Source organism: Serratia sp. JKS296, assembly GCF_900215445.1.
GTDB classification, from domain to species: Bacteria; Pseudomonadota; Gammaproteobacteria; order Enterobacterales; family Enterobacteriaceae; genus Serratia; species Serratia marcescens.
Genome location: NZ_OCMX01000001.1, coordinates 2,174,931 through 2,194,945, shown reverse-complemented (window position 1 = coordinate 2,194,945; position 20,015 = coordinate 2,174,931). Strand labels below are relative to the sequence as shown.

The following is a 20,015-nucleotide window of genomic DNA, read 5'->3' as shown; positions in this document are numbered from 1 at the left end:
TTTCTGCCGCCATGTCCCTATAATTCAGCCCATCTTATCTTTGTTAAAATCATAACCATGCAAAAGAAATCCATTTACGTCGCCTACACCGGCGGCACCATCGGCATGCAGCGCTCAGATCATGGCTACATCCCGGTTTCCGGCCACCTACAGCGCCAGCTGGCGCTGATGCCCGAATTCCATCGGCCGGAGATGCCGGATTTCACCATTCATGAATACGCGCCATTGATTGACTCTTCAGACATGACGCCGGAAGACTGGCAGCACATTGCCGACGACATCAAGCAGAACTACGATCGCTACGACGGCTTCGTGATCCTGCATGGCACCGACACCATGGCGTTCACCGCCTCTGCGCTTTCCTTCATGCTGGAAAACCTGGCCAAACCGGTGATCGTTACCGGCTCGCAGATTCCGCTGGCGGAGCTGCGCTCCGATGGCCAAACCAACCTGCTCAACGCGCTGTATCTGGCGGCCAACCATCCGGTGAACGAAGTCAGCCTGTTCTTCAACAACAAGCTGTTCCGCGGCAACCGCACCACCAAAGCGCACGCCGACGGCTTCGACGCCTTCGCCTCCCCGAATTTGCCGCCGCTGCTGGAAGCCGGCATCCACATTCGCCGCCAGCAAGGCATCGACAGCCCGGCCTGCAATGGCGCGTTGCAGGTGCATGACATCACGCCGCAGCCGATCGGCGTGGTCACCATCTATCCGGGCATTTCCGGCGCGGTGGTGCGCAATTTCCTGCTGCAGCCGGTCAAGGCGCTGATCCTGCGCTCCTACGGCGTCGGCAACGCGCCGCAAAAGGCCGAACTGATCGACGAGTTGCGTGCGGCCTCTGAACGCGGCATCGTGGTGGTCAACCTGACGCAGTGCATCTCCGGGCGCGTCAATATGGAAGGCTACGCCACCGGCAACGCGCTGGCGCACGCCGGGGTGATCAGCGGTTTCGACATGACGGTGGAAGCCGCCCTGACCAAGCTGCACTATCTGTTGAGCCAGCCGCTGACGCCGGAACAAATCCGCGCCATGATGCAGCAAGATCTGCGCGGCGAGCTGAGCATCAACGGTTAACCTACTGAACTCTGGAGCGGCGATGAAAACGGCCCTGTTGTTGATCGATCTGCAAAACGACTTCTGCCCCGGCGGCGCGCTGGCGGTCACGGAGGGCGACGCCGTCATCCCGGTCGCCAATCAGGCGATCGCCGCCTGCCTGGCGCGGGGCGAGCCGGTGGTGGCCAGCCAGGACTGGCATCCCGCCAATCACCGCAGCTTTGCGGTGAACTCCGATGCGCAGGTCGGCACCCTCGGTGAGCTGGAAGGCCTGCCGCAGGTGTGGTGGCCGGTGCACTGCGTGCAAGGGAGCCACGGCGCCGATTTTCATCCCCAGTTACAGCGGCAACACCTCAATGCCGTCTTTCGCAAAGGGCAAGATACGAACATCGACAGCTACAGCGCGTTCTTCGATAACGGCCACCGTGCGCAAACCGAACTCCACGGCTGGCTGCAATCGCAGGGCGTCCAGCGGCTGGCGATCATGGGCCTGGCGACCGACTACTGCGTGAAGTTCAGCGTGCTGGATGCACTGGCTGCCGGCTACCCGACGCAGGTGATCGTCGACGGCTGCCGCGGCGTGAATCTGCAACCGGACGACAGTGAGCGAGCGCTGCAGGACATGGCGCGCGCCGGCGCGCAGCTAGTTACCCTGTCACAGTTTCTCGCCAACTAAATCCGCTCGGGCGCCACCGGCGCCCTCTCTGCGCGGCGGCGAAATTATCGACGCTGCTCACAATCCCGCCTTTCTTCTTCCCCAACGGCTTGTGACCGGCAGGCGCTTTTGCTGTTATGACTGCGACGCTTTTGGCGTCAATCGGTTATACGCATCCGGGGCCCGCTGAGCCCGGCTTTATTGTGCCCGCCCCTGGCGGTACGGTCGGCCTTGCCGACCACAAGGAGACTGACATGAAAATAACCCGAAAACTGCTGCCTTTGCTGGCGGCGGTGCAATTGGCTATGGCTGGCGCAAGCACGGCCCAGGCGGCCTATCTCTCCGTCGGCTACTTCAACGGCGGCGGCGACATCACCGCCGGCCCCGGTGGCGACATCGACAAGCTGGACGTGACGCAAATCACCCACCTCAACTATTCGTTCGGCCTGATTTACAACGACGAGAAAGACGAAACCAATGCGGCGCTGAAAGACCCCGCTCGCCGCCACCAGATCTACCTGTCGCCGAAAGTCACGGCCGATTTGCAACGGCTGCCGGTGCTGCGCAAACAGAACCCCGAGCTGAAAGTGCTGTTGTCGGTCGGCGGCTGGGGTGCACGCGGTTTCTCCGGCGCCGCCGCCACCGCGGAAAACCGCGCGATATTCATTCGCTCCGCGCTGCAGGCGATCGCACAGTACCGGCTGGATGGGATCGATCTGGACTGGGAATACCCGGTAAACGGCGCCTGGGGTTTGGTGGAAAGCCAACCGGCAGACCGCGACAACTTCACCCTGCTGCTGAGAGAGCTTCATCAGGCGCTGGGTAAAGGCAAGCTGTTAACCATCGCCGTCGGGGCCAACGTCAAAAGCCCGCAGGAATGGGTCGATGTGAAAAGTATTGCCCCTTACCTCAACTACATCAATCTGATGACCTACGATATGGCTTACGGCACGCAGTACTTCAATGCCAACCTGTACGATTCAACGCGTTGGCCAACCGTGGCGGCCGCCGACCGCTACAGCGCCGATTCCGTGGTAAAACATTATCTTGCCGCCGGATTAAAACCGGCGCAGATGAACCTGGGTATCGGTTTCTACGGCCGGGTGCCGAAACGAGCGACCGAGCCGGGCATCGACTGGGACAAGCCGGACGCCGCCAAACATCCGGTGACGCAGCCTTATTTCAGTGCGCGAGAAACCGCTCTGTTCAACGCACTGGGGCTGGATCTCAGCAAAGACACTTATTTTAAATACCACGATATCGTCAACAAATTGCTCAACGATCCGCAGCGGCGTTTCCGCGAGCACTGGGATGACGATGCCAAAGTGCCATACCTGACGCTGCAATCCGCCGAAGGCAAACCGCTGTTCGCTATCTCCTACGAGAACCCGCGTTCGGTGGCCATCAAGGCCGAGTACATCAAAAGCCAGGGATTGGGCGGTGCGATGTTCTGGGAATACGGCGCGGACGATAACAACCGGCTGGCGCAGCAGTTGGCGGAATCGCTGAACATAAAGGGCGAGAAACGGTAAATCGACGGGGCGATGGCGACATCGCCCCGCTTTAGGGGAGGAGCTTTACTGCGGTTTGAGTTTGACCAGCGGCTCGGCAACGAACTGCTGTTTCAGCTCTTGCTTGCTCTTCATCACGATCTGCCCGTCGGTGCCAATGCTCATGTGCTGCGGATCGACGTTGTTCATCGACTGCCACAGCATCACCGCCTGCAGGCTGTTTTCTTTCTGCTCCGGCGTCAGCGCCACGCCGTCCGGCCATTTGCCCAGCTCAACCGCCTGTACCAGGCGCTGGTATATCTCGGGCGTCATCGCCGCAATCAGATCTTTCACGTCCATCAGAGCCTTTCTCGCTTACGGATGAATAATTAGCTGAATCGATTTTGTTGGTTAAATTACCACTTAACCGGCCGTTTGGTCGCCATTTTCGCCATCGGTGAAACTCAGCGAGGCGGAGTTGACGCAGTAGCGGTCGCCAGTCGGCTGCGGGCCATCGGGGAAAACGTGCCCCAGGTGAGCGTCGCAGTGGCCGCAGCGGATTTCAACACGATGCATATTATGTGAATTATCATCAAGATAACGGATTGCATCAGCGGAAACCGGCTCATAAAAGCTCGGCCAGCCGCAGCCTGAATCGTATTTGGTTTCGGAATAGAACAGCGGCTGGTTACAGCACAGGCAATGGTACACGCCCTCGCGCTTGTTGTGCAGCAATTTGCCGCTGAACGGCGCTTCGGTGCCACGCTGTTGCGTCACATAACGTTGGATTTCATTCAGTTCCGTGACCGGATGACCGGGGGTTGTCTCTTTAGCCATTTGTGCTTATCTCTGAATGTGGATAATGTCAACGAAAACAATGATTAATAATAACAAAAAATTAACACCGCTGCAGGGGTTTTTGGCCTAAACTGTAGCCCATAAAGGCCACGTCACGATGATATGTGATAACGATCACACATCTTGCGTATGCTGACTTTATACTTGGCGGCTTGTCCCCATATAACGGATGAGGCCGAGCGCAAATGGACTGTGCAATAAGCGTGCAAAACCACCCCTCCGGTTTGACTTGCCGCAAGTATTGACACGATTCCGCTTGACGCTGGGTAAGGTTTTTGTAATTTTACAACCAACCTTTTATTCACTAACAAATAGCTGGTGGAATATATGACTATCAAAGTAGGTATCAACGGTTTTGGCCGTATCGGTCGCATTGTTTTCCGTGCTGCTCAAGAGCGTTCTGACATCGAGATCGTTGCAATCAACGACCTGTTGGACGCAGAGTACATGGCTTACATGCTGAAGTATGACTCTACTCACGGCCGCTTCAACGGTACGGTAGAAGTTAAAGACGGCCACCTGGTTGTTAACGGCAAAACCATCCGTGTTACCGCAGAGAAAGACCCGGCTAACCTGAAGTGGAACGAAGTGGGCGTTGATGTGGTTGCTGAAGCGACCGGTATCTTCCTGACCGACGAAACCGCACGTAAACACATCACCGCCGGCGCTAAAAAAGTGGTTCTGACTGGCCCATCCAAAGATGCGACCCCAATGTTCGTTCGCGGCGCCAACTTTGACAAATATGCCGGCCAGGACATCGTGTCCAACGCCTCTTGCACCACCAACTGCCTGGCGCCACTGGCTAAAGTCATCAACGACAACTTCGGTATCGTTGAAGGCCTGATGACCACCGTTCACGCCACCACCGCGACTCAGAAAACCGTTGATGGCCCGTCTCACAAAGACTGGCGCGGCGGCCGCGGCGCATCCCAGAACATCATCCCTTCTTCTACCGGCGCAGCGAAAGCGGTTGGCGTGGTTCTGCCAGAGCTGAAAGGCAAACTGACCGGCATGGCGTTCCGCGTACCGACGCCTAACGTGTCCGTTGTTGACCTGACCGTGCGTCTGGAAAAACCGGCTACCTACGAAGAAATCAAGAAAGCCATCAAAGACGCCGCTGAAGGCTCTATGAAAGGCGTTCTGGGCTATGTTGAAGACGACGTGGTTTCCACCGATTTCAACGGCGAAGTGCTGACTTCCGTGTTCGATGCCAAAGCCGGTATCGCACTGAACGACAACTTCGTGAAACTGGTTTCCTGGTACGACAACGAAACCGGCTATTCCAACAAGGTTCTGGATCTGATCGCTCACATCTCCAAGTAATGGCATGATGTTAAGCTGATAATGAGGGCGACATTTTTGTCGCCCTTTTTTTACCCGTCATCTTTCGAGTCACCGCGTTGTTGGCTGCACACGCTCACCCCAGCCACTTACTTCGGTAAGCTCTTGAGGGTTCCTGTGCTTGCCGCCTGGCCGTGACCCGAAAGCTATAGGTTTCTTTGTATCTCCGGCAAACAATAGGTCATGAAATGAACGAGAAAATTTTCACCCTGCCCGTTTCCGAACAGATTTCTCCTTATATCAGCCAGCGGCAACTCGATGAGTTGGGCGTGGTTGTGGTGTCGCACCCGAAAGTACGCGCGGCGGTCGCGCTGCAAGGCGCGCATTTGCTGGCCTGGCAACCTAGCGGGGAGCAGCCGGTGATTTGGCTCAGCAACAATACGCCTTTCGCCAAAGGCAAGGCCATCCGCGGCGGCGTGCCGATCTGCTGGCCGTGGTTCGGCCCGGTGGCGCAACCCTCCCACGGCTTTGCCCGCAACCAGCCCTGGAGTCTGACGGCGCACGATGAAGATGACAACGGCGTCATCCTGACCTTCACGCTGAAAGACAATGAGCAGACCCGCAAACTGTGGCCGCACGCCTTCACGCTGATTGCTCGCTTCAAGCTGGGTGAAGAGTGCGAAATCGAGCTGGAATCGCACGGCGATTATCAAGCCACGGCGGCGCTGCACAGTTACTTCCAGGTCGGCGACATCGATCGGGTCAGCGTGGCGGGTCTGGGCGAGCCTTATATCGACAAGGTGGCAGGCGGCGCAGAGGCGCACCAGACGGGCGAAGTGACCTTCGTCGGCCAAACCGACCGCGTCTATACCCGCCCGGAAGCTTTCAGCCAGATCCGCGATCCGGCGCTCGCTCGCACCATCGAGGTTCACCACCATCATATGAGCGACGTCATCGCCTGGAACCCCGGCGTGGAACTCTCCTGCAGCATGGGGGATATGCCGAACGACGGTTACAAGACCATGGTCTGCATCGAGACAGGGCGTGTCAGCAAACCGCTGGTCGCTGCCGGCGAGCAACCCGCCCGTTTGGGAGTCACCTTCCGCAGCCGTAAGAAGGCCTGAGGAACCGTGCGCGGAAGCGCACCACTGATGTGCAAAAGGGGCGCCGGCGCCCCTTTTTGATGCACGCCATGCACGATAACCGTGCAATGCGTGATTAGAAGGTGTAGCTCACACCCGTCATCAACAAACCGGTGTAAGATTTATCCACCATCGGGCTGTCTTTTACTTCATCCGACAACTTCACATAGCGGCCGACGAAGAAGGCGTTCCAGCTTTTGTTGATCTGATAATTGGCGCTCAATTCGAGATACGGGGCCCAGCTATCGCCAGGAGTGTAGCTGTCCAGGCCGCTGCGGCGTGATTCATTGGCGCTGACGCCGTAGTAATATTTGTTCTGGTTCTTGCTGTTCCACATCACGCCCACGCCCGGGACCAGCGTCAGCGCGTCCAGATCAAACTTGTACAGATAAGCGACATCGCCCACCAGCCCGTTGCTGTTGTTCAGCGTGTCGCCGGTGAAAGTGGTACGAAGGGTGCCCCATTCCGCGTTGTGCGAATAGGCCAGGCCGGCCATCAGCGTGCCGCGACGCTTGTCGAGGCGCTTCATGCGATCGTCGTCGCTGTCGCCCGGACGGTAGCCCCATGGCGTGTAGTAACCCATGATGCTCAGCTGGTTTTCTTGATCTTTCCACAGGTAGTAACCGGCGGTCAGAGTACGGAAGTAGAAGTCGTCACCTTCATAGTCGATGACGGGCACCGGATAAACGCGGTCCTGATAACCGCGATACGCGTCCGGACTAACCAGCGCGGCAGCACCGAGTGACCAGGTCCCTGCCTGAGCACTTTGCGCACAAACCATTGCGGAAGCGATAATTGCTAGCGTTTTGAGTTTTGAAATCTTCACTGGTTCTTTTTCCATAAATTACAGGGTTAATAGCCGCGATAGTTTATGTGAAAATTTAGTTGCGTGCCTAATCTTTACAAAGGAAAACGACCAAGATCGAATAACTTATAGCGGAATTATGAATTAATCATGGCGGAACGATGACGTTTTATCCCGCAGGCCGCGCCAGACAAGGCATTTGGCTTCCACGGTAATAACTGAGTCATTGATATGACTTAAAAAAAGCTTTTTCTGCGGCAGGAAATTTTCCGGCAAGCAAACTAAGCTTAAATCAGAAGGTGAATTTATCCTGGGCCCAGTGGCATACAGCGCAACTCGCGATAATAAGCGCACCAAGTTGGCATACGGGTTGCTGTACTCAGGCGTATTCTCATCTTTCGGGAGCCAGAACACTATCACACGCTCTCTTTAACCTGTGCTAATAACGAAAGGACGGGCATCATGAACATATTTGACCACTATCGCCAGCGCTACGAAGCTGCCAAGGACGAAGAGTTCACACTGCAGGAATTTCTTACCATTTGCCGGCAAGATCGCAGTGCCTATGCCAACGCGGCCGAACGTCTGCTGATGGCTATCGGTGAACCTGTGATGGTCGACACTGCGCTAGAATCACGCCTGTCGCGCCTGTTCTCCAACCGCGTGATCGCACGCTATCCGGCCTTCGAAGAATTCTACGGCATGGAAGAGGCCATCGAACAGATCGTCTCTTACCTGAAACACGCCGCGCAGGGCCTGGAAGAGAAGAAACAGATCCTTTACCTGCTGGGCCCGGTGGGCGGCGGCAAGTCCTCGCTGGCAGAACGTCTTAAAGCGTTGATGCAGCGCGTGCCCATCTACACCCTCAGCGCCAACGGCGAACGCAGCCCGGTCAACGACCATCCGCTGTGCCTGTTTAATCCGCAGGAAGATGCCACGATCCTGGAAAAAGAGTTCAACATCCCAAGTCGCTATCTCGGCACCATCATGTCGCCGTGGGCGGCGAAGCGCCTGCATGAGTTCGGCGGCGACATCACCAAGTTTAAAGTCGTGAAAGTGCGCCCTTCCATTCTGGAACAGATCGCCATCGCCAAAACCGAGCCGGGCGATGAGAACAACCAGGACATCTCCGCGCTGGTCGGTAAAGTGGACATCCGTAAACTGGAGAACCACGCGCAGAACGACCCGGACGCCTACGGCTATTCCGGCGCCCTGTGCCGCGCCAACCAGGGGATTATGGAATTCGTCGAGATGTTCAAAGCGCCGATCAAGGTGCTGCATCCGCTGCTGACCGCAACCCAGGAAGGCAACTACAACGGCACCGAAGGCATCTCCGCCCTGCCGTTCAGCGGCATTATTCTGGCGCACTCCAACGAATCCGAGTGGGTGACCTTCCGCAACAACAAGAACAACGAAGCATTCCTCGACCGCGTGTACATCGTCAAGGTGCCTTACTGCCTGCGCGTGTCGGAAGAGATCAAGATTTACGACAAGCTGCTGGACCACAGCGAGCTGACTCACGCGCCCTGCGCGCCGGGCACCCTCGAAACGCTGGCGCGCTTTAGCGTGCTGTCGCGGCTGAAAGAGCCGGAAAACTCGAGCATTTACTCGAAAATGCGCGTGTATGACGGCGAAAGCCTCAAGGATACCGATCCGAAAGCCAAGTCCTATCAAGAGTACCGCGACTACGCCGGGGTTGACGAAGGCATGAACGGCCTCTCCACCCGTTTCGCCTTTAAAATCCTCTCGCGGGTATTCAACTTCGATCACGCCGAGGTGGCGGCCAACCCGGTACACCTGTTCTATGTGCTGGAGCAACAGATCGAGCGCGAACAGTTCCCGCAGGATTTGGCCGAGAAATACCTCGAACATCTGAAAGGCTATCTGATTCCGAAATACGCCGAGTTTATCGGCAAAGAGATTCAGACCGCCTATCTGGAATCCTACTCGGAATACGGACAGAACATTTTTGACCGTTACGTGACCTACGCGGACTTCTGGATCCAGGATCAGGAGTATCGCGACCCCGACACCGGTCAGCTGTTCGACCGCGAGTCTTTGAACGCCGAACTGGAGAAAATTGAAAAACCGGCCGGTATCAGCAACCCGAAAGATTTCCGTAACGAAATCGTGAACTTCGTGCTGCGCGCCCGCGCCAACAACAACGGCCGCAATCCGAACTGGACCAGCTACGAGAAGCTGCGCACCGTGATCGAGAAGAAAATGTTCTCCAATACCGAAGAGCTGTTGCCGGTGATTTCGTTTAACGCCAAAACGTCGACGGACGAGCAGAAAAAACACGACGACTTCGTCGACCGCATGATGGAGAAAGGCTATACCCGCAAGCAGGTGCGCCTGTTGTGTGAATGGTATCTGCGGGTCAGAAAATCCTCATAACGCCTCAGGTAAGCGGCATTATCAGGGCCATGTCCACAGTCATGGACGCTGCAGCGCAGCCCAAGGAGGGGCTAACACATTGCGCTGTCGCGACCGGGACATGAAGAGTTGGCAACGTCGTTTGGGGGAAGTATGGCCTATTTCATTGACCGGCGGCTGAACGGCAAAAACAAGAGCATGGTGAACCGCCAGCGCTTCTTGCGCCGTTACAAGTCGCAAATCAAACAGTCGATTGCCGAAGCCATCAACAAGCGTTCGGTCACCGACGTAGACAGCGGGGAGTCGGTTTCCATCCCCACTGACGATATCAACGAACCGATGTTTCATCAGGGGCGCGGCGGCACACGCCATCGCGTTCACCCTGGCAATGACCACTTCGTGCAGAACGATCGCGTTGAGCGGCCTCAGGGCGGCGCAGGCGGTGGCGGCGGCCAGGGCAACGCCAGCCAGGATGGTGAAGGCCAGGATGAATTCGTCTTCCAAATCTCCAAAGACGAGTACCTCGATCTTTTGTTCGAGGATCTCGCCCTGCCCAATCTGAAAAAGAATCAGTACAAGCAGTTGACCGAGTTCAAAACCCATCGTGCTGGCTATACCGCCAATGGCGTGCCGGCCAACATCAGCGTCGTGCGTTCGCTGCAGAACTCGCTGGCGCGACGTACCGCCATGACCGCCGGTAAAAGACGCGCGTTGCACGAGCTGGAAGATGCGCTGAACCAGTTGGAAAATACCGAGCCGGTGCAATTGCTGGAAGAGGAGCGGCTGCGCAAGGAAATTGCCGAACTGCGCAAGAAAATCGAAAGCGTGCCGTTTATCGATACCTTCGACCTGCGCTACAAAAACTATGAGCGCCGGCCGGAGCCCTCCAGCCAGGCGGTGATGTTCTGCCTGATGGACGTGTCCGGCTCGATGGACCAGGCGACCAAAGACATGGCCAAGCGTTTTTACATTCTGCTCTATTTGTTCCTGAGCCGAACCTACAAAAACGTCGAGGTGGTCTACATTCGCCATCACACCCAGGCGAAAGAGGTGGACGAACAGGAGTTCTTCTATTCGCAGGAAACCGGTGGCACCATCGTTTCCAGCGCGCTGAAGTTAATGAATGACGTAGTCGAAGAGCGTTATGACCCGGCGCAATGGAATATCTATGCCGCGCAAGCGTCGGACGGCGACAACTGGGCCGACGATTCACCGCTGTGTCATGAGCTGTTGGCGAAAAAGATCCTGCCGATGGTGCGTTATTACAGCTACATAGAAATCACTCGCCGCGCTCACCAAACGCTGTGGCGCGAATACGAGGATCTGCAGGCGAAATTCGACAACTTCGCCATGCAGCATATCCGCGAACCGGACGATATCTATCCGGTATTCCGCGAACTGTTCCGTAAGCAGACCGTGTGAATAACGCCGCGTGAATGTCACCACAGCCGGAAAGCGCCGTTTTCCGGCTGTTTCTTTTTCGCATTATATATTTGCAAAACCCATGTTTATTTTTTAAACAATGACAACAACAATAATAAGTCAGATTCCCCAGAACGGTCCTCTCTATTATTTGTTCTTCTGAGGTTATTCCTAAACATCCGCCTCTGCCCCCGCACGGCTTGATAGGAATATTCCCATTCAGTTATCGTTACCCCATCGCTTAAGTCTCTTCCTAAGCGAAATTTGCCTCATTTTATTTTTCTATGGCTTCTCAGCCCGCTGCGGCGGGCATTTACCTGTCAGCAGGTTAGACATCATGATCGACTACACCCTCTATGGCCTCAACAAGCACGATGTTGATGAATACCATAAGCAAATATGTTGCCTGCTCGGCAAAAACGTGCTGCTGGTGTTGACCGCCAACAAGCCGATAACCAAACAGAACCTGCTCGCCAGCCTTATCCAGGAGATAGAAAAGCAGCCCGATGATTATTTTCAGCGGCTGCATCGCGCGGCGATAGAAATGATCGGCGTTAACGGGCGCTAAGGCGATATGCGTAAGGCAGACCTCTACGCCATTATTGCCGCCGCCGTCGTGTTGATGATGCTGTTATAGCGACATCAGCGCCTATCCCTAATTAGCGCCTATTACGCCGGCGCTTTCGTCCGGCGTAATAGGCAGCGAAGGGATAATCTGCCGCAGGATGTCACCTTTTAGTCCGGAGAACCTTCCTGCCCCTGCTTTATTTCAAACCGGCCGCTTCGTCAATCAAACTCGCCACCTCATCGGCATGGGAAACCAGCGAGGCATGGCTGGCATTCAGCACCATCACTTTCTTGGCCTGCAGCCGCTGCGCCATGCGCCGCTGATTCTCCGGCGCTATCATGCGATCGTCGCTGGAAAGTTGATACCATGACGGCTTATGTTTCCAGGCGGGTTCGCCGATGGTGTTGCCAAAGGTATCAGCCAGCGGAGCCTTCTGCGCCACCGCCATCACCAACGCCTCGTCGCCGGTCAGATCCTGGCAAAAGCTTTCGTGAAACTTGTCGGTTTTAATCCACAGATAACCGTCGCTGTCCGGGGCCAGATTCTCGACTGCCGCAGGAGGATGCGCTTGCGTAATACCGCCGGCACTTTCACCGGCATCCGGCGCAAATGCGGCGATGTAGACCAGGCCAACCACGTTAGGCTGGTTGCCCATTTCCGTGATCACGGCACCGCCGTAAGAGTGCCCGACCAACAATACCGGCCCCGCTTGCTGCGCGACCATCTTGCGCGTACGTTCCGCATCCTCAGCCAGCGACGTCAACGGCATTTCCACCGCATGAATCGCCGTATATCCCCTGCGCGACAACTCGATGATGACCTTACTCCAGTGCGCGGCGCCGCCCCAGAATCCGTGTACCAGCACGATAGTTGGTTTTGTGCTCATTGCCGACTCCTTCATCTCATAGGAAAGCGCCGCAGGCAGATGAATGGCCCCTTAAGGGGCGGGCCTGGCTGCCTTCGACGCCACGCGGTCCCTATTTTATATAGTCAGACTCATGGCGTTCAGCAATAGCGACGGCGAGTTAACGCCCCCGATTTTCCACCGCCGCCACGGCTTATCGAAGCGGCTTACGCCGCAAGGCCGGGAAAAAAAAGGATTAAAACTAGGATTTTTACCCATACCGATCTAAAATTTCGCGCAAAAACAAAGAGAAGTAAATTTGGTCCACCGGGAAAAGGAATGAAGTTGTGAAGGAAATGATCTCCATCGTTTTTATGGCATGTCTGCTGGCGCTGCTGTTTTCGTGGCTGTTCGTCTACGGTCTTAACATTCATTAACCCCGTAACGACAACCATCCCCCTCCCAGGCGGGCAAGCGGCGCATCGCGACTGATGCGCTAAAACCGGCACCTGAAGGGTTCACGTACCGTCAAAACCCGACGCCACCTCACCTTAGACTTGCTGTCCGCAAATACATCATTAGTTTTTATGAGTCATAACCCCACCGCGTTTCCCCCTTCACCGACTCTTTTACTGCTCAGCGGAGTTCACCCCCGAAGGAAGACTTGCCTGACGCAAAATGTTACCGGTAACTATGCTGTTGATTTCTTTTGGCAATAAACGCAAAGCCGTTAATAACCCTACGTTCTTTATAGAAATAAATTATGCATACTTATGGATAAAGGTTTGAATAAAGGGCCTTTGGTCATTGATTATCCCCGGCCAAGCTCCTAGAATTCGCGCGTAAAAATACAACTGGGATCGGGTTTCATGTCGCCGCTGTGGGTTGCAACGCAATACTGTTATTTTATTGGTCTGTTAGTTTCTATGGTTTTCACCTACCTGGTTAGCCGGGACACCGTCAAAATTCGCTGCATCAGCGCACTGACCATCGGGTTAACCTGGCCGTTGAGCCTGCCGGTGGTGTTGCTGTTTTCGCTGTTCTAACGCCCCAATGTCGCGCGGTGGCTTTTAAACAGTCATGTTAATGAAAAGAGGCTGACCACCGGCGTCATGGTTTTTGGCGTGGGATAAAAAAGTGCCAGCGCAAGGCTGGCATGAAAATTGGAAGCAATGTGAGCAATGTCGTGCCGGATCGGGGGGCACAGAAGGAGACAACCCTTTTCCCCTCACCGGCGAATCAAATGATAATACGTCTCATTATTGAATGTAAAGTCATTTCCCTACGCAACTTTTCCCCTTTGGGAAACTATCCGCCGCGCGGCGATCGCCAGCGCTGATACAATCGCCCCGCCCCCCACACCAGCAGCCAGAGCAAAGCATTCAACCCCAACCACAGCATCAGCAAGTAGAAGAAAGTCTGATAACCGGGTATGCCCCGATCGGCCAAAAACGGGTTGAAGTGAAAAAATTTGACGATCGCGAACGGATTAAGATTGAAACGGTTGAACACGGCCGCTGTCAGCAACGGTGGCAACAGCGTATAAAACGCCAGGCTGAACAGCAGCAGGATTTTTGTGCCCGAAGTGTTTTTATAATCTTTCATATCAATAAATTATATCTATCATCATAGTGCAAAAACCGCCAGGCATTCGTACGCCAATCGACCCCGCGGGCGCTAAAGAGTTCCAGGCCAACGCGGAAATAAAGCCGATCCCGCGTTTAATTGTCATTTAGCGCTCGGGTGATATATACCCTGTGGATTTTAAATTACGATGTCGCCGCGCCGTCTTCAACCACAGCGTTTGCATGGCATCATCAGGAGGCATTAATGAAACCGGACGCACTCTCCCTGCCGCCGAACCCGAAAAAGCTCAAGGTCATCTACGGCTGGTACATTTATGTGGTCTATATCCTGCTGGTTTTCAATATTTATATGGCGGTCTACAACGTCTGCGTTCGGCACCCGATCGAGGCTCCGCTGTTGTCGCTGTTTCACAGCCTGTTTCTCGCGTTGATGCTGCAGCAGGTGCTCAAGAAGAACGTCGTTTTCGCCTGGATCTTGCTGAGCTATTTTATTCTGATGCGCCTGTATTACGCCAATGTGCTGCATGTTGAGTTCACGCTGGTGAGCCGTTGCCTGGTGCTGCTGATTCTGACGCTGCTGCTGACCGGCGCCGTGGCCGTCGGGCAACTGGCCACGCCGCCGCAGCGGCATGACTGGCTGGCGCGGCTGGGCTGGCGGCAATGGGGGGCGCTCACGGCGCTGGCGGCCATCCTGACGCCGCTGATTACCACCGACTATCTGGGATAAACTGGGGCTATTTGGGAATATGAGGTTCGGAAATGTCTACGACACGGCATATTTTGGTGTAGTTACCCGCCTTCTCACAGATCTTGTCCGTGACGAACATGCTAAGGTAGCCCAGCAACAGCAAGTAGCCGGCCATGCACAGAATAAAGATAAGCGTTCTCACCGATAGCGACCAACCTGACAAGAGTATCACGAGCATCATAACCTGAACGAGGCGCTTTAAAAGGATTTCATGTGCGCACCGGCCGCATCGGCACACGTTCTGTAGTAACATTAAGCCACCACGCCCACCACCGGAAACGCCGATGCACCATCTGATGTTAGACATTGAAACCCTGGATATAAAACCCAGCGCCGTCATTCTGGTGGTTGCGGCGGTGTTTTTCGATCCCCGAACCGGGGAACTGGGCGCCGAATTCGAAGCCGCCGTCAGCAGCCAGAAAGACCAACCGGGCCGAACCATCAGCCTTGACACGGTCGCCTGGTGGGCGAAACAGTCCGATGAAGCGCGCAAGCAGGCCTTCGGCGGCACCGAGAGCCTGAAGCGCGTGCTGAGCAGCCTTAGCCGCTTCATCCATATGAACAGCACCGACACGGTGAAAGTCTGGGGCAACGGCAAAGAGTTCGACTGCGCGATCCTCGAACACGCCTTCCAGCAGCTGGAAATGCCCTGCCCGTGGAAATTCTGGGATACCCAGGACGTGCGCACGGTGATCACGTTGGCGGAACTGCACGGCTTTAACCCGAAAAAGGCCCGCCCGTTCGAAGGTATGCCGCATCGGGCGCTGGATGATGCTCGCCACCAGGCCCGTTATGTGGCCGATACCGTCTCGGCGCTCTATTACCGCCAGGGGGCGCAGCGCTGACCCGCTTTGCCCCTTTTCATTTGCCGCCAGAGTCTCTACTCTAGCCCTCTTTGTCACTCGGACGTGCCTTTCCTGTTATGCAAAAGTTTCTGTTTATGCTTCTCAGCCTGGTGCTGCTCGGCCCATTAGGCATCGATCTTTATCTGCCGACTATTCCCGCTATTGCCGTCGGTCTGGGCAGCAGCGAAGCGCTGATCCAATCCACCATATCGCTATTTATTCTGGTGCTTGGCCTCGGCCAGGTCATTGCCGGCCCACTGGTGGACAACTATGGCCGCAAACCGGTGGCGCTGGCCGGCATTATCCTCTACATGATCGGCGCCGCGATGGCGGCGCTGGCCACCAGCCCGACGATTTTCATCGCTTCGCGTCTGCTGCAAGGGGTGGCGGTTTGCTGCACCGCCGTCGTCGCCTTCAGCGGCGTGCGCGATCGCCTGAATGGCGACGACGCCGCCCGCGCTTTCGGCTTTCTTAACGGCACGCTGAACATCATCCCGGCGCTGGCGCCGCTGCTCGGCGGCCTGCTCGCCGAAGCCTTCGGCTGGCGCGCTCCCTTCTGGTTCCTGGTCGGCTACGCGCTGCTGGTGTTGGCGCTCATCGCGCTGCGCCTGCCGGAAACTCGCCCTGCCGACACCGTGCCGGTCAAGGGGTTGCCGGTGCGTCAATACGCGCGCATCCTCAGCGAACGGCGTTTTCTCTCCTTTGCGGTGGTGAACTCCGGGGCGATGGGCATGGCGCTGACCTACGTTTCTCTGGCACCGAACGTGCTGATGGGCACCGCTGGCCTGACACCGCTGCAATTCTCGCTGGTGTTCGGCGCCAACGGTTTCTGGATCATGCTGGTCAGCTTCTTCGCCAACCGCATCATCCACAAGGTCGGCCGCCCGGTTTGTCTGGCGACCGGCGGCATTTTGATGGGGCTGGGCTGTCTGGGTCTGCTGCTGGGCGTCATGCTGCTGCCCGCGACGGCGCAAGCGCACTGGCTGGCGTATATGCTGCCAGTCGCCAGCGCCTGCGCCGGATTGGCATTCGTGATGGGCCCGGCCACCAGCTACGCGTTGGAACCCTACTCCAATGAGGCCGGCGTCGCGTCCGCGCTGGTCGGTTTCGTGCAGATGGCGGGCGGCGCCGCGCTGGGTCTGGTGGCGATGGCGTTGCCGCTGCAACCCAAGCTGTCGCTGGCGCTGGTGATGCTGGCGGGCTGCCTGCTGGCGCTGCACGCGCGGCGGCTCAGCAAGCAGATTAAAGGGCAGATCAGAAAAGTCGCCTGAGCCCCGGCTCAGGCTTCGGTGGCGACCGGCACTCGCGCCGCTAACGCCGACAGCAGCTCATAGCCTAACGTCCCTGCCGCCGTGGCCACCTCATCCACCGGCAGACGTTTCCCCCACAGCTCCACTTCGGCGCCCAGTTCGACTTGCGGACAGGGTGTCAGATCCACCGCCAGCATATCCATCGATACCGTTCCCAGGGTGCGCGTCAGCACGCCGTCAACCCATACCGGCGTACCGGTCGGCGCATGACGCGGATAGCCGTCGGCGTAACCGCAGGCCACCACACCGATACGCTGTGCGCCTGCGGCGCTGTAACGGCCACCGTAACCCACACGATCGCCAGACTTCAGCTGCTGTATGCCGATGATTTCACTGCTCAGCGTCATCGCCGGCTGCAGCCCCGTCGCCGCAACGTCATTCCAGCAACCGCTCGGCGAAGCGCCATAGAGAACGATCCCAGGACGAACCCAGCTGCCGTGGGTCGAAGGGTGCCACAGCGTGGCGGCCGAGTTGGCCAGGCAGCGCGGCAGCGGTATATCGGTAGCCGCCGCCTCGATGGTAGCCATTTGCCGGGTCACGCCTTCAGGGCCGTCGGCGGTGGCGAAGTGGCTCATCAGCGTAAGCTCGGCAATGTTGGCTACCGCCTGCGCCCTGCGCCACACCTCATGCAGCCGCTCGGGTGCGAACCCCAGCCGATTCATGCCACTGTTCACTTTCAGATAGACATTGAGCGGCGCGTTCAGCGTGGCGTCGGCGATCGCCGCCAACTGCCAGTCGCTGTGCACCGCCGTCGTCAGGCGATAACGGTCGAGCAACGCCAGATCCTGCGGCTGGAAGAAGCCTTCCAACAACAGGATAGGCCCTTGCCAACCCGACTCGCGCAGCAGCACCGCTTCGGCCAGATCCAGCATGGCGAAGCCGTCGGTTTGCGCCATGCTGCGCCAAACGTGTTTGATGCCGTGGCCATAGGCGTTAGCCTTGACCACCGCCCAGATTTTGGCGCCGGGGGCGAAACGGCGCACCACCTGCAGGTTATTTTCAATCGCGCCGAGATGCATCGTGGCGGTTATGGGACGGGGCATCGCTTCTCCTTGGGGCAGCGTACGGCGGCCACGCGCGCCTGCGCGTGGCCGGGAAAGTCTATGACAGCGTCGACGATTAACGTGCGGGATGCACGTCGTTCAGCGGAACCGCGTGTTGCTGACGAAACCCGGCGCTGTAACGCGCCACCGCCAGGTCATCGGAAGGGATCGCCGGCGTAATGCCGGACATCAGATCGGACAACAACTGCCCGGAGCCACAGGCCATCGTCCAGCCCAACGTGCCATGCCCGGTATTGAGATACAGGTTCTTCAGCGAGGTGCGGCCGACAATTGGCGTGCCGTCCGGCGTCATCGGCCGCAGGCCGGTCCAGAACGTCGCCTCTTCCACTCGGCCGCCGTTCGGGTAGAGATCGCGCACCACCATTTCCAGCGTTTCGCGCCGTTTTTGCTCCAGCTGCGTATTGAAACCGACGATCTCCGCCATGCCGCCAACGCGAATGCGCTGGTCGAAGCGTGTGATGGCGATTTTATACGTCTCATCCAATACCGTAGAGAACGGCGCCGCCGCTTCGTCGGTGATAGGAATGGTCAACGAATAGCCCTTCAGCGGGTAAACCGGAATGGACACCAGGCCGCGCAGCAGCGCCGTGGAGTACGAGCCGAACGCCACCACATAGCTGTCGGCCTTGAACACTTCCTCGCCGCACTGCACGCCGGCGATCTTGTCGCCCTCCACCAGCAGACGATCGACGCTGCGGTTGAACAGGAAAGTGACGCCCGCCTGCTCTGCCATCTTCGCCAACTGTTGCGTAAACAGCTGGCAATCGCCGGTTTCGTCGTTCGGCAACTGCAGGCCGCCGGTCAGCTTGTGCGCCACCTGCGCCAGCGCCGGCTCGACGCTGCCGAGTTGGCCGGCTTCCAGCAATCTGTAAGGCACGCCGGCATCTTCCAATACCGCAATGTCTTTCGCGGCGTTTTCGAACTGTTGTTGAGTGCGGAACAGCTGCAGCGTGCCGCCCTGGCGACCTTCGTACTGGATGCCGGTTTCCTGACGCAGCGCCTTGATACAATCGCGGCTGTATTCCGCCAGACGCACCATGCGGCCTTTGTTGGTCATGTAGTGTTCGGTGTTGCAGTTCTTCAACATCTGCCACATCCAGCTCAGTTGGAAGCTGCTGCCGTCGAGGCGGATGGCCAACGGCGCATGGCGCTGGAACATCCACTTGATGGCCTTCAGCGGCACGCCCGGTGCCGCCCAAGGTGCGGCATAACCCGGTGAAATCTGCCCGGCGTTCGCCGCGCTGGTTTCCAGTGCGGGGCCTGGCTGACGATCGATCACCGTCACCTCATGCCCCGCCTTCGCCAAATACCAGGCACTGGCTACGCCCACCACTCCACTACCTAAAATTACCACTCGCATCGCTGACTCCAGCTCAAGGCTTCACAAAGCATAATCTTCTGCTCACAGGAAATTAACTCAGTGAAAAAATCCGTCCAACAACTTCGTCATCAAACGTGACAATATTCACAATTAATTTATCGTCGATGAGCCATGCATTTGCAATAGCCGTCTGAAAATAGCGATAAGATGCGGTTTAGAGGGGATTATGGCGTCATACCGCCACTGAATTGATATCAACGCTATCAATGATAGCACTCAAAAAAGGCGTGATAAGTAACATTGATTTAACAGAATATAAAAATACCAGCCAACAATTAAACAGAATAAAAACCCAATAAAATAAAAAATACCAACATAACAAACAAAAAGAGCCTCCTCCCTCCGCAGCAGAAAAATCGCGCAAAATTTCAGCTGCCGTTAACCTTGCTTTCACTACTGGAATAAAACACCCGAGCCCTTAGCCCGCCCGCTTATGTTGAACGCTGCAGCACGATATGAACGTTAAAGCCAGAAGCAGCGCCTAAAGTTCACACTGTCGCTATTGTGGAGAACGCCTTATGTTCATCGCCATTTACCAGTTTTCAGTCAAACCCGGACACGAACACGCCTTTCGCCAGGCTTGGCTA

The 20,015-nt window shown here is 56.7% G+C and carries 20 protein-coding genes; 12 read left to right on the top strand and 8 right to left on the bottom strand.

Features of this window, described 5'->3' with window-relative positions; genetic code table 11:
* The first annotated feature begins 57 nt into the window (after positions 1-57).
* The 3 genes from ansA to CRO23_RS10415 all read left to right on the top strand — a co-directional run bounded on the left by ansA (position 58) and on the right by CRO23_RS10415 (position 3,240).
* The gene (ansA, locus tag CRO23_RS10425; protein ID WP_097101896.1) at positions 58-1,074 is read left to right on the top strand and encodes an asparaginase; all 1,017 of its coding nucleotides are present in this window, start codon (positions 58-60) and stop codon (positions 1,072-1,074) included.
* A gap of 22 nt (positions 1,075-1,096) precedes the next feature.
* Complete coding sequence (pncA, locus tag CRO23_RS10420) at positions 1,097-1,729, top strand: bifunctional nicotinamidase/pyrazinamidase (protein WP_079451980.1); 633 nt, start codon at positions 1,097-1,099, stop codon at positions 1,727-1,729.
* 233 nt (positions 1,730-1,962) lie between these two features.
* Positions 1,963-3,240 (top strand): glycoside hydrolase family 18 protein, encoded by a 1,278-nt coding sequence (locus CRO23_RS10415; protein ID WP_016927475.1) that lies wholly within the window; start codon positions 1,963-1,965, stop codon positions 3,238-3,240.
* Positions 3,241-3,285: 45 nt separating this feature from the next.
* On the opposite strand, the gene CRO23_RS10410 is transcribed toward CRO23_RS10415, so the two are convergent.
* Together CRO23_RS10410 and msrB are read right to left on the bottom strand one after the other, a co-directional pair.
* Positions 3,286-3,558, bottom strand: coding sequence for a YeaC family protein (locus CRO23_RS10410; protein ID WP_004932218.1), 273 nt, complete (start codon positions 3,556-3,558; stop codon positions 3,286-3,288).
* Between the two features lie 63 nt (positions 3,559-3,621).
* A complete protein-coding gene (gene msrB, locus CRO23_RS10405; protein WP_004932219.1) occupies positions 3,622-4,035 on the bottom strand; it encodes a peptide-methionine (R)-S-oxide reductase MsrB in 414 nt (137 codons plus the stop codon).
* 348 nt (positions 4,036-4,383) lie between these two features.
* Here msrB and gapA point away from each other — a divergent pair, with 348 nt between their 5' ends.
* Positions 4,384-5,379: a glyceraldehyde-3-phosphate dehydrogenase gene (gene gapA, locus CRO23_RS10400; protein ID WP_016927474.1), complete on the top strand. Its 996-nt coding sequence runs from the start codon at positions 4,384-4,386 to the stop codon at positions 5,377-5,379.
* 206 nt (positions 5,380-5,585) lie between these two features.
* Positions 5,586-6,461, top strand: coding sequence for a D-hexose-6-phosphate mutarotase (locus tag CRO23_RS10395; RefSeq protein WP_016927473.1), 876 nt, complete (start codon positions 5,586-5,588; stop codon positions 6,459-6,461).
* Between the two features lie 94 nt (positions 6,462-6,555).
* On the opposite strand, the gene CRO23_RS10390 is transcribed toward CRO23_RS10395, so the two are convergent.
* Together CRO23_RS10390 and CRO23_RS25070 are read right to left on the bottom strand one after the other, a co-directional pair.
* Complete coding sequence (locus CRO23_RS10390) at positions 6,556-7,320, bottom strand: MipA/OmpV family protein (protein WP_015378103.1); 765 nt, start codon at positions 7,318-7,320, stop codon at positions 6,556-6,558.
* Between the two features lie 108 nt (positions 7,321-7,428).
* Complete coding sequence (locus CRO23_RS25070; RefSeq protein WP_153297016.1) at positions 7,429-7,704, bottom strand: hypothetical protein; 276 nt, start codon at positions 7,702-7,704, stop codon at positions 7,429-7,431.
* Positions 7,705-7,746: 42 nt separating this feature from the next.
* On the opposite strand from CRO23_RS25070, the gene yeaG reads away from it, so the two are divergent.
* From yeaG to CRO23_RS10375, 3 genes are all read left to right on the top strand, one after another.
* Positions 7,747-9,681 carry a protein kinase YeaG gene (yeaG, locus tag CRO23_RS10385; RefSeq protein WP_016927472.1) on the top strand — a complete coding sequence of 645 codons (1,935 nt, stop codon included), beginning with the start codon at positions 7,747-7,749 and terminating at the stop codon, positions 9,679-9,681.
* 132 nt (positions 9,682-9,813) lie between these two features.
* A complete protein-coding gene (locus tag CRO23_RS10380) occupies positions 9,814-11,082 on the top strand; it encodes a YeaH/YhbH family protein (protein ID WP_016927471.1) in 1,269 nt (422 codons plus the stop codon).
* A gap of 337 nt (positions 11,083-11,419) precedes the next feature.
* A complete protein-coding gene (locus CRO23_RS10375) occupies positions 11,420-11,650 on the top strand; it encodes a hypothetical protein (RefSeq protein WP_004932237.1) in 231 nt (76 codons plus the stop codon).
* A gap of 196 nt (positions 11,651-11,846) precedes the next feature.
* Here the strand turns inward: CRO23_RS10375 and CRO23_RS10370 are convergent, their stop codons facing one another.
* Complete coding sequence (locus CRO23_RS10370; RefSeq protein ID WP_016927470.1) at positions 11,847-12,536, bottom strand: alpha/beta hydrolase; 690 nt, start codon at positions 12,534-12,536, stop codon at positions 11,847-11,849.
* Positions 12,537-13,363: 827 nt separating this feature from the next.
* Between CRO23_RS10370 and CRO23_RS10365 the strand changes: the two genes are divergently transcribed.
* On the top strand, positions 13,364-13,540 hold the full coding sequence (locus tag CRO23_RS10365; protein WP_015378105.1) for a GhoT/OrtT family toxin: 177 nt from the start codon (positions 13,364-13,366) through the stop codon (positions 13,538-13,540).
* A gap of 262 nt (positions 13,541-13,802) precedes the next feature.
* Here CRO23_RS10365 and CRO23_RS10360 read toward each other — a convergent pair whose 3' ends face one another.
* Positions 13,803-14,099 (bottom strand): hypothetical protein, encoded by a 297-nt coding sequence (locus tag CRO23_RS10360; protein ID WP_079451966.1) that lies wholly within the window; start codon positions 14,097-14,099, stop codon positions 13,803-13,805.
* A gap of 225 nt (positions 14,100-14,324) precedes the next feature.
* Here CRO23_RS10360 and CRO23_RS10355 point away from each other — a divergent pair, with 225 nt between their 5' ends.
* The 3 genes from CRO23_RS10355 to CRO23_RS10340 all read left to right on the top strand — a co-directional run bounded on the left by CRO23_RS10355 (position 14,325) and on the right by CRO23_RS10340 (position 16,944).
* Positions 14,325-14,807 carry a hypothetical protein gene (locus CRO23_RS10355; protein ID WP_079451964.1) on the top strand — a complete coding sequence of 161 codons (483 nt, stop codon included), beginning with the start codon at positions 14,325-14,327 and terminating at the stop codon, positions 14,805-14,807.
* A gap of 305 nt (positions 14,808-15,112) precedes the next feature.
* The gene (locus CRO23_RS10345; RefSeq protein WP_004932251.1) at positions 15,113-15,673 is read left to right on the top strand and encodes a 3'-5' exonuclease; all 561 of its coding nucleotides are present in this window, start codon (positions 15,113-15,115) and stop codon (positions 15,671-15,673) included.
* Positions 15,674-15,750: 77 nt separating this feature from the next.
* The gene (locus CRO23_RS10340) at positions 15,751-16,944 is read left to right on the top strand and encodes a multidrug effflux MFS transporter (protein WP_016927465.1); all 1,194 of its coding nucleotides are present in this window, start codon (positions 15,751-15,753) and stop codon (positions 16,942-16,944) included.
* A gap of 8 nt (positions 16,945-16,952) precedes the next feature.
* On the opposite strand, the gene dadX is transcribed toward CRO23_RS10340, so the two are convergent.
* Together dadX and CRO23_RS10330 are read right to left on the bottom strand one after the other, a co-directional pair.
* The gene (gene dadX / locus CRO23_RS10335) at positions 16,953-18,026 is read right to left on the bottom strand and encodes a catabolic alanine racemase DadX (protein WP_049298921.1); all 1,074 of its coding nucleotides are present in this window, start codon (positions 18,024-18,026) and stop codon (positions 16,953-16,955) included.
* Between the two features lie 76 nt (positions 18,027-18,102).
* Positions 18,103-19,407 carry a D-amino acid dehydrogenase gene (locus tag CRO23_RS10330; protein WP_028127472.1) on the bottom strand — a complete coding sequence of 435 codons (1,305 nt, stop codon included), beginning with the start codon at positions 19,405-19,407 and terminating at the stop codon, positions 18,103-18,105.
* Positions 19,408-20,015 lie beyond the last annotated feature (608 nt).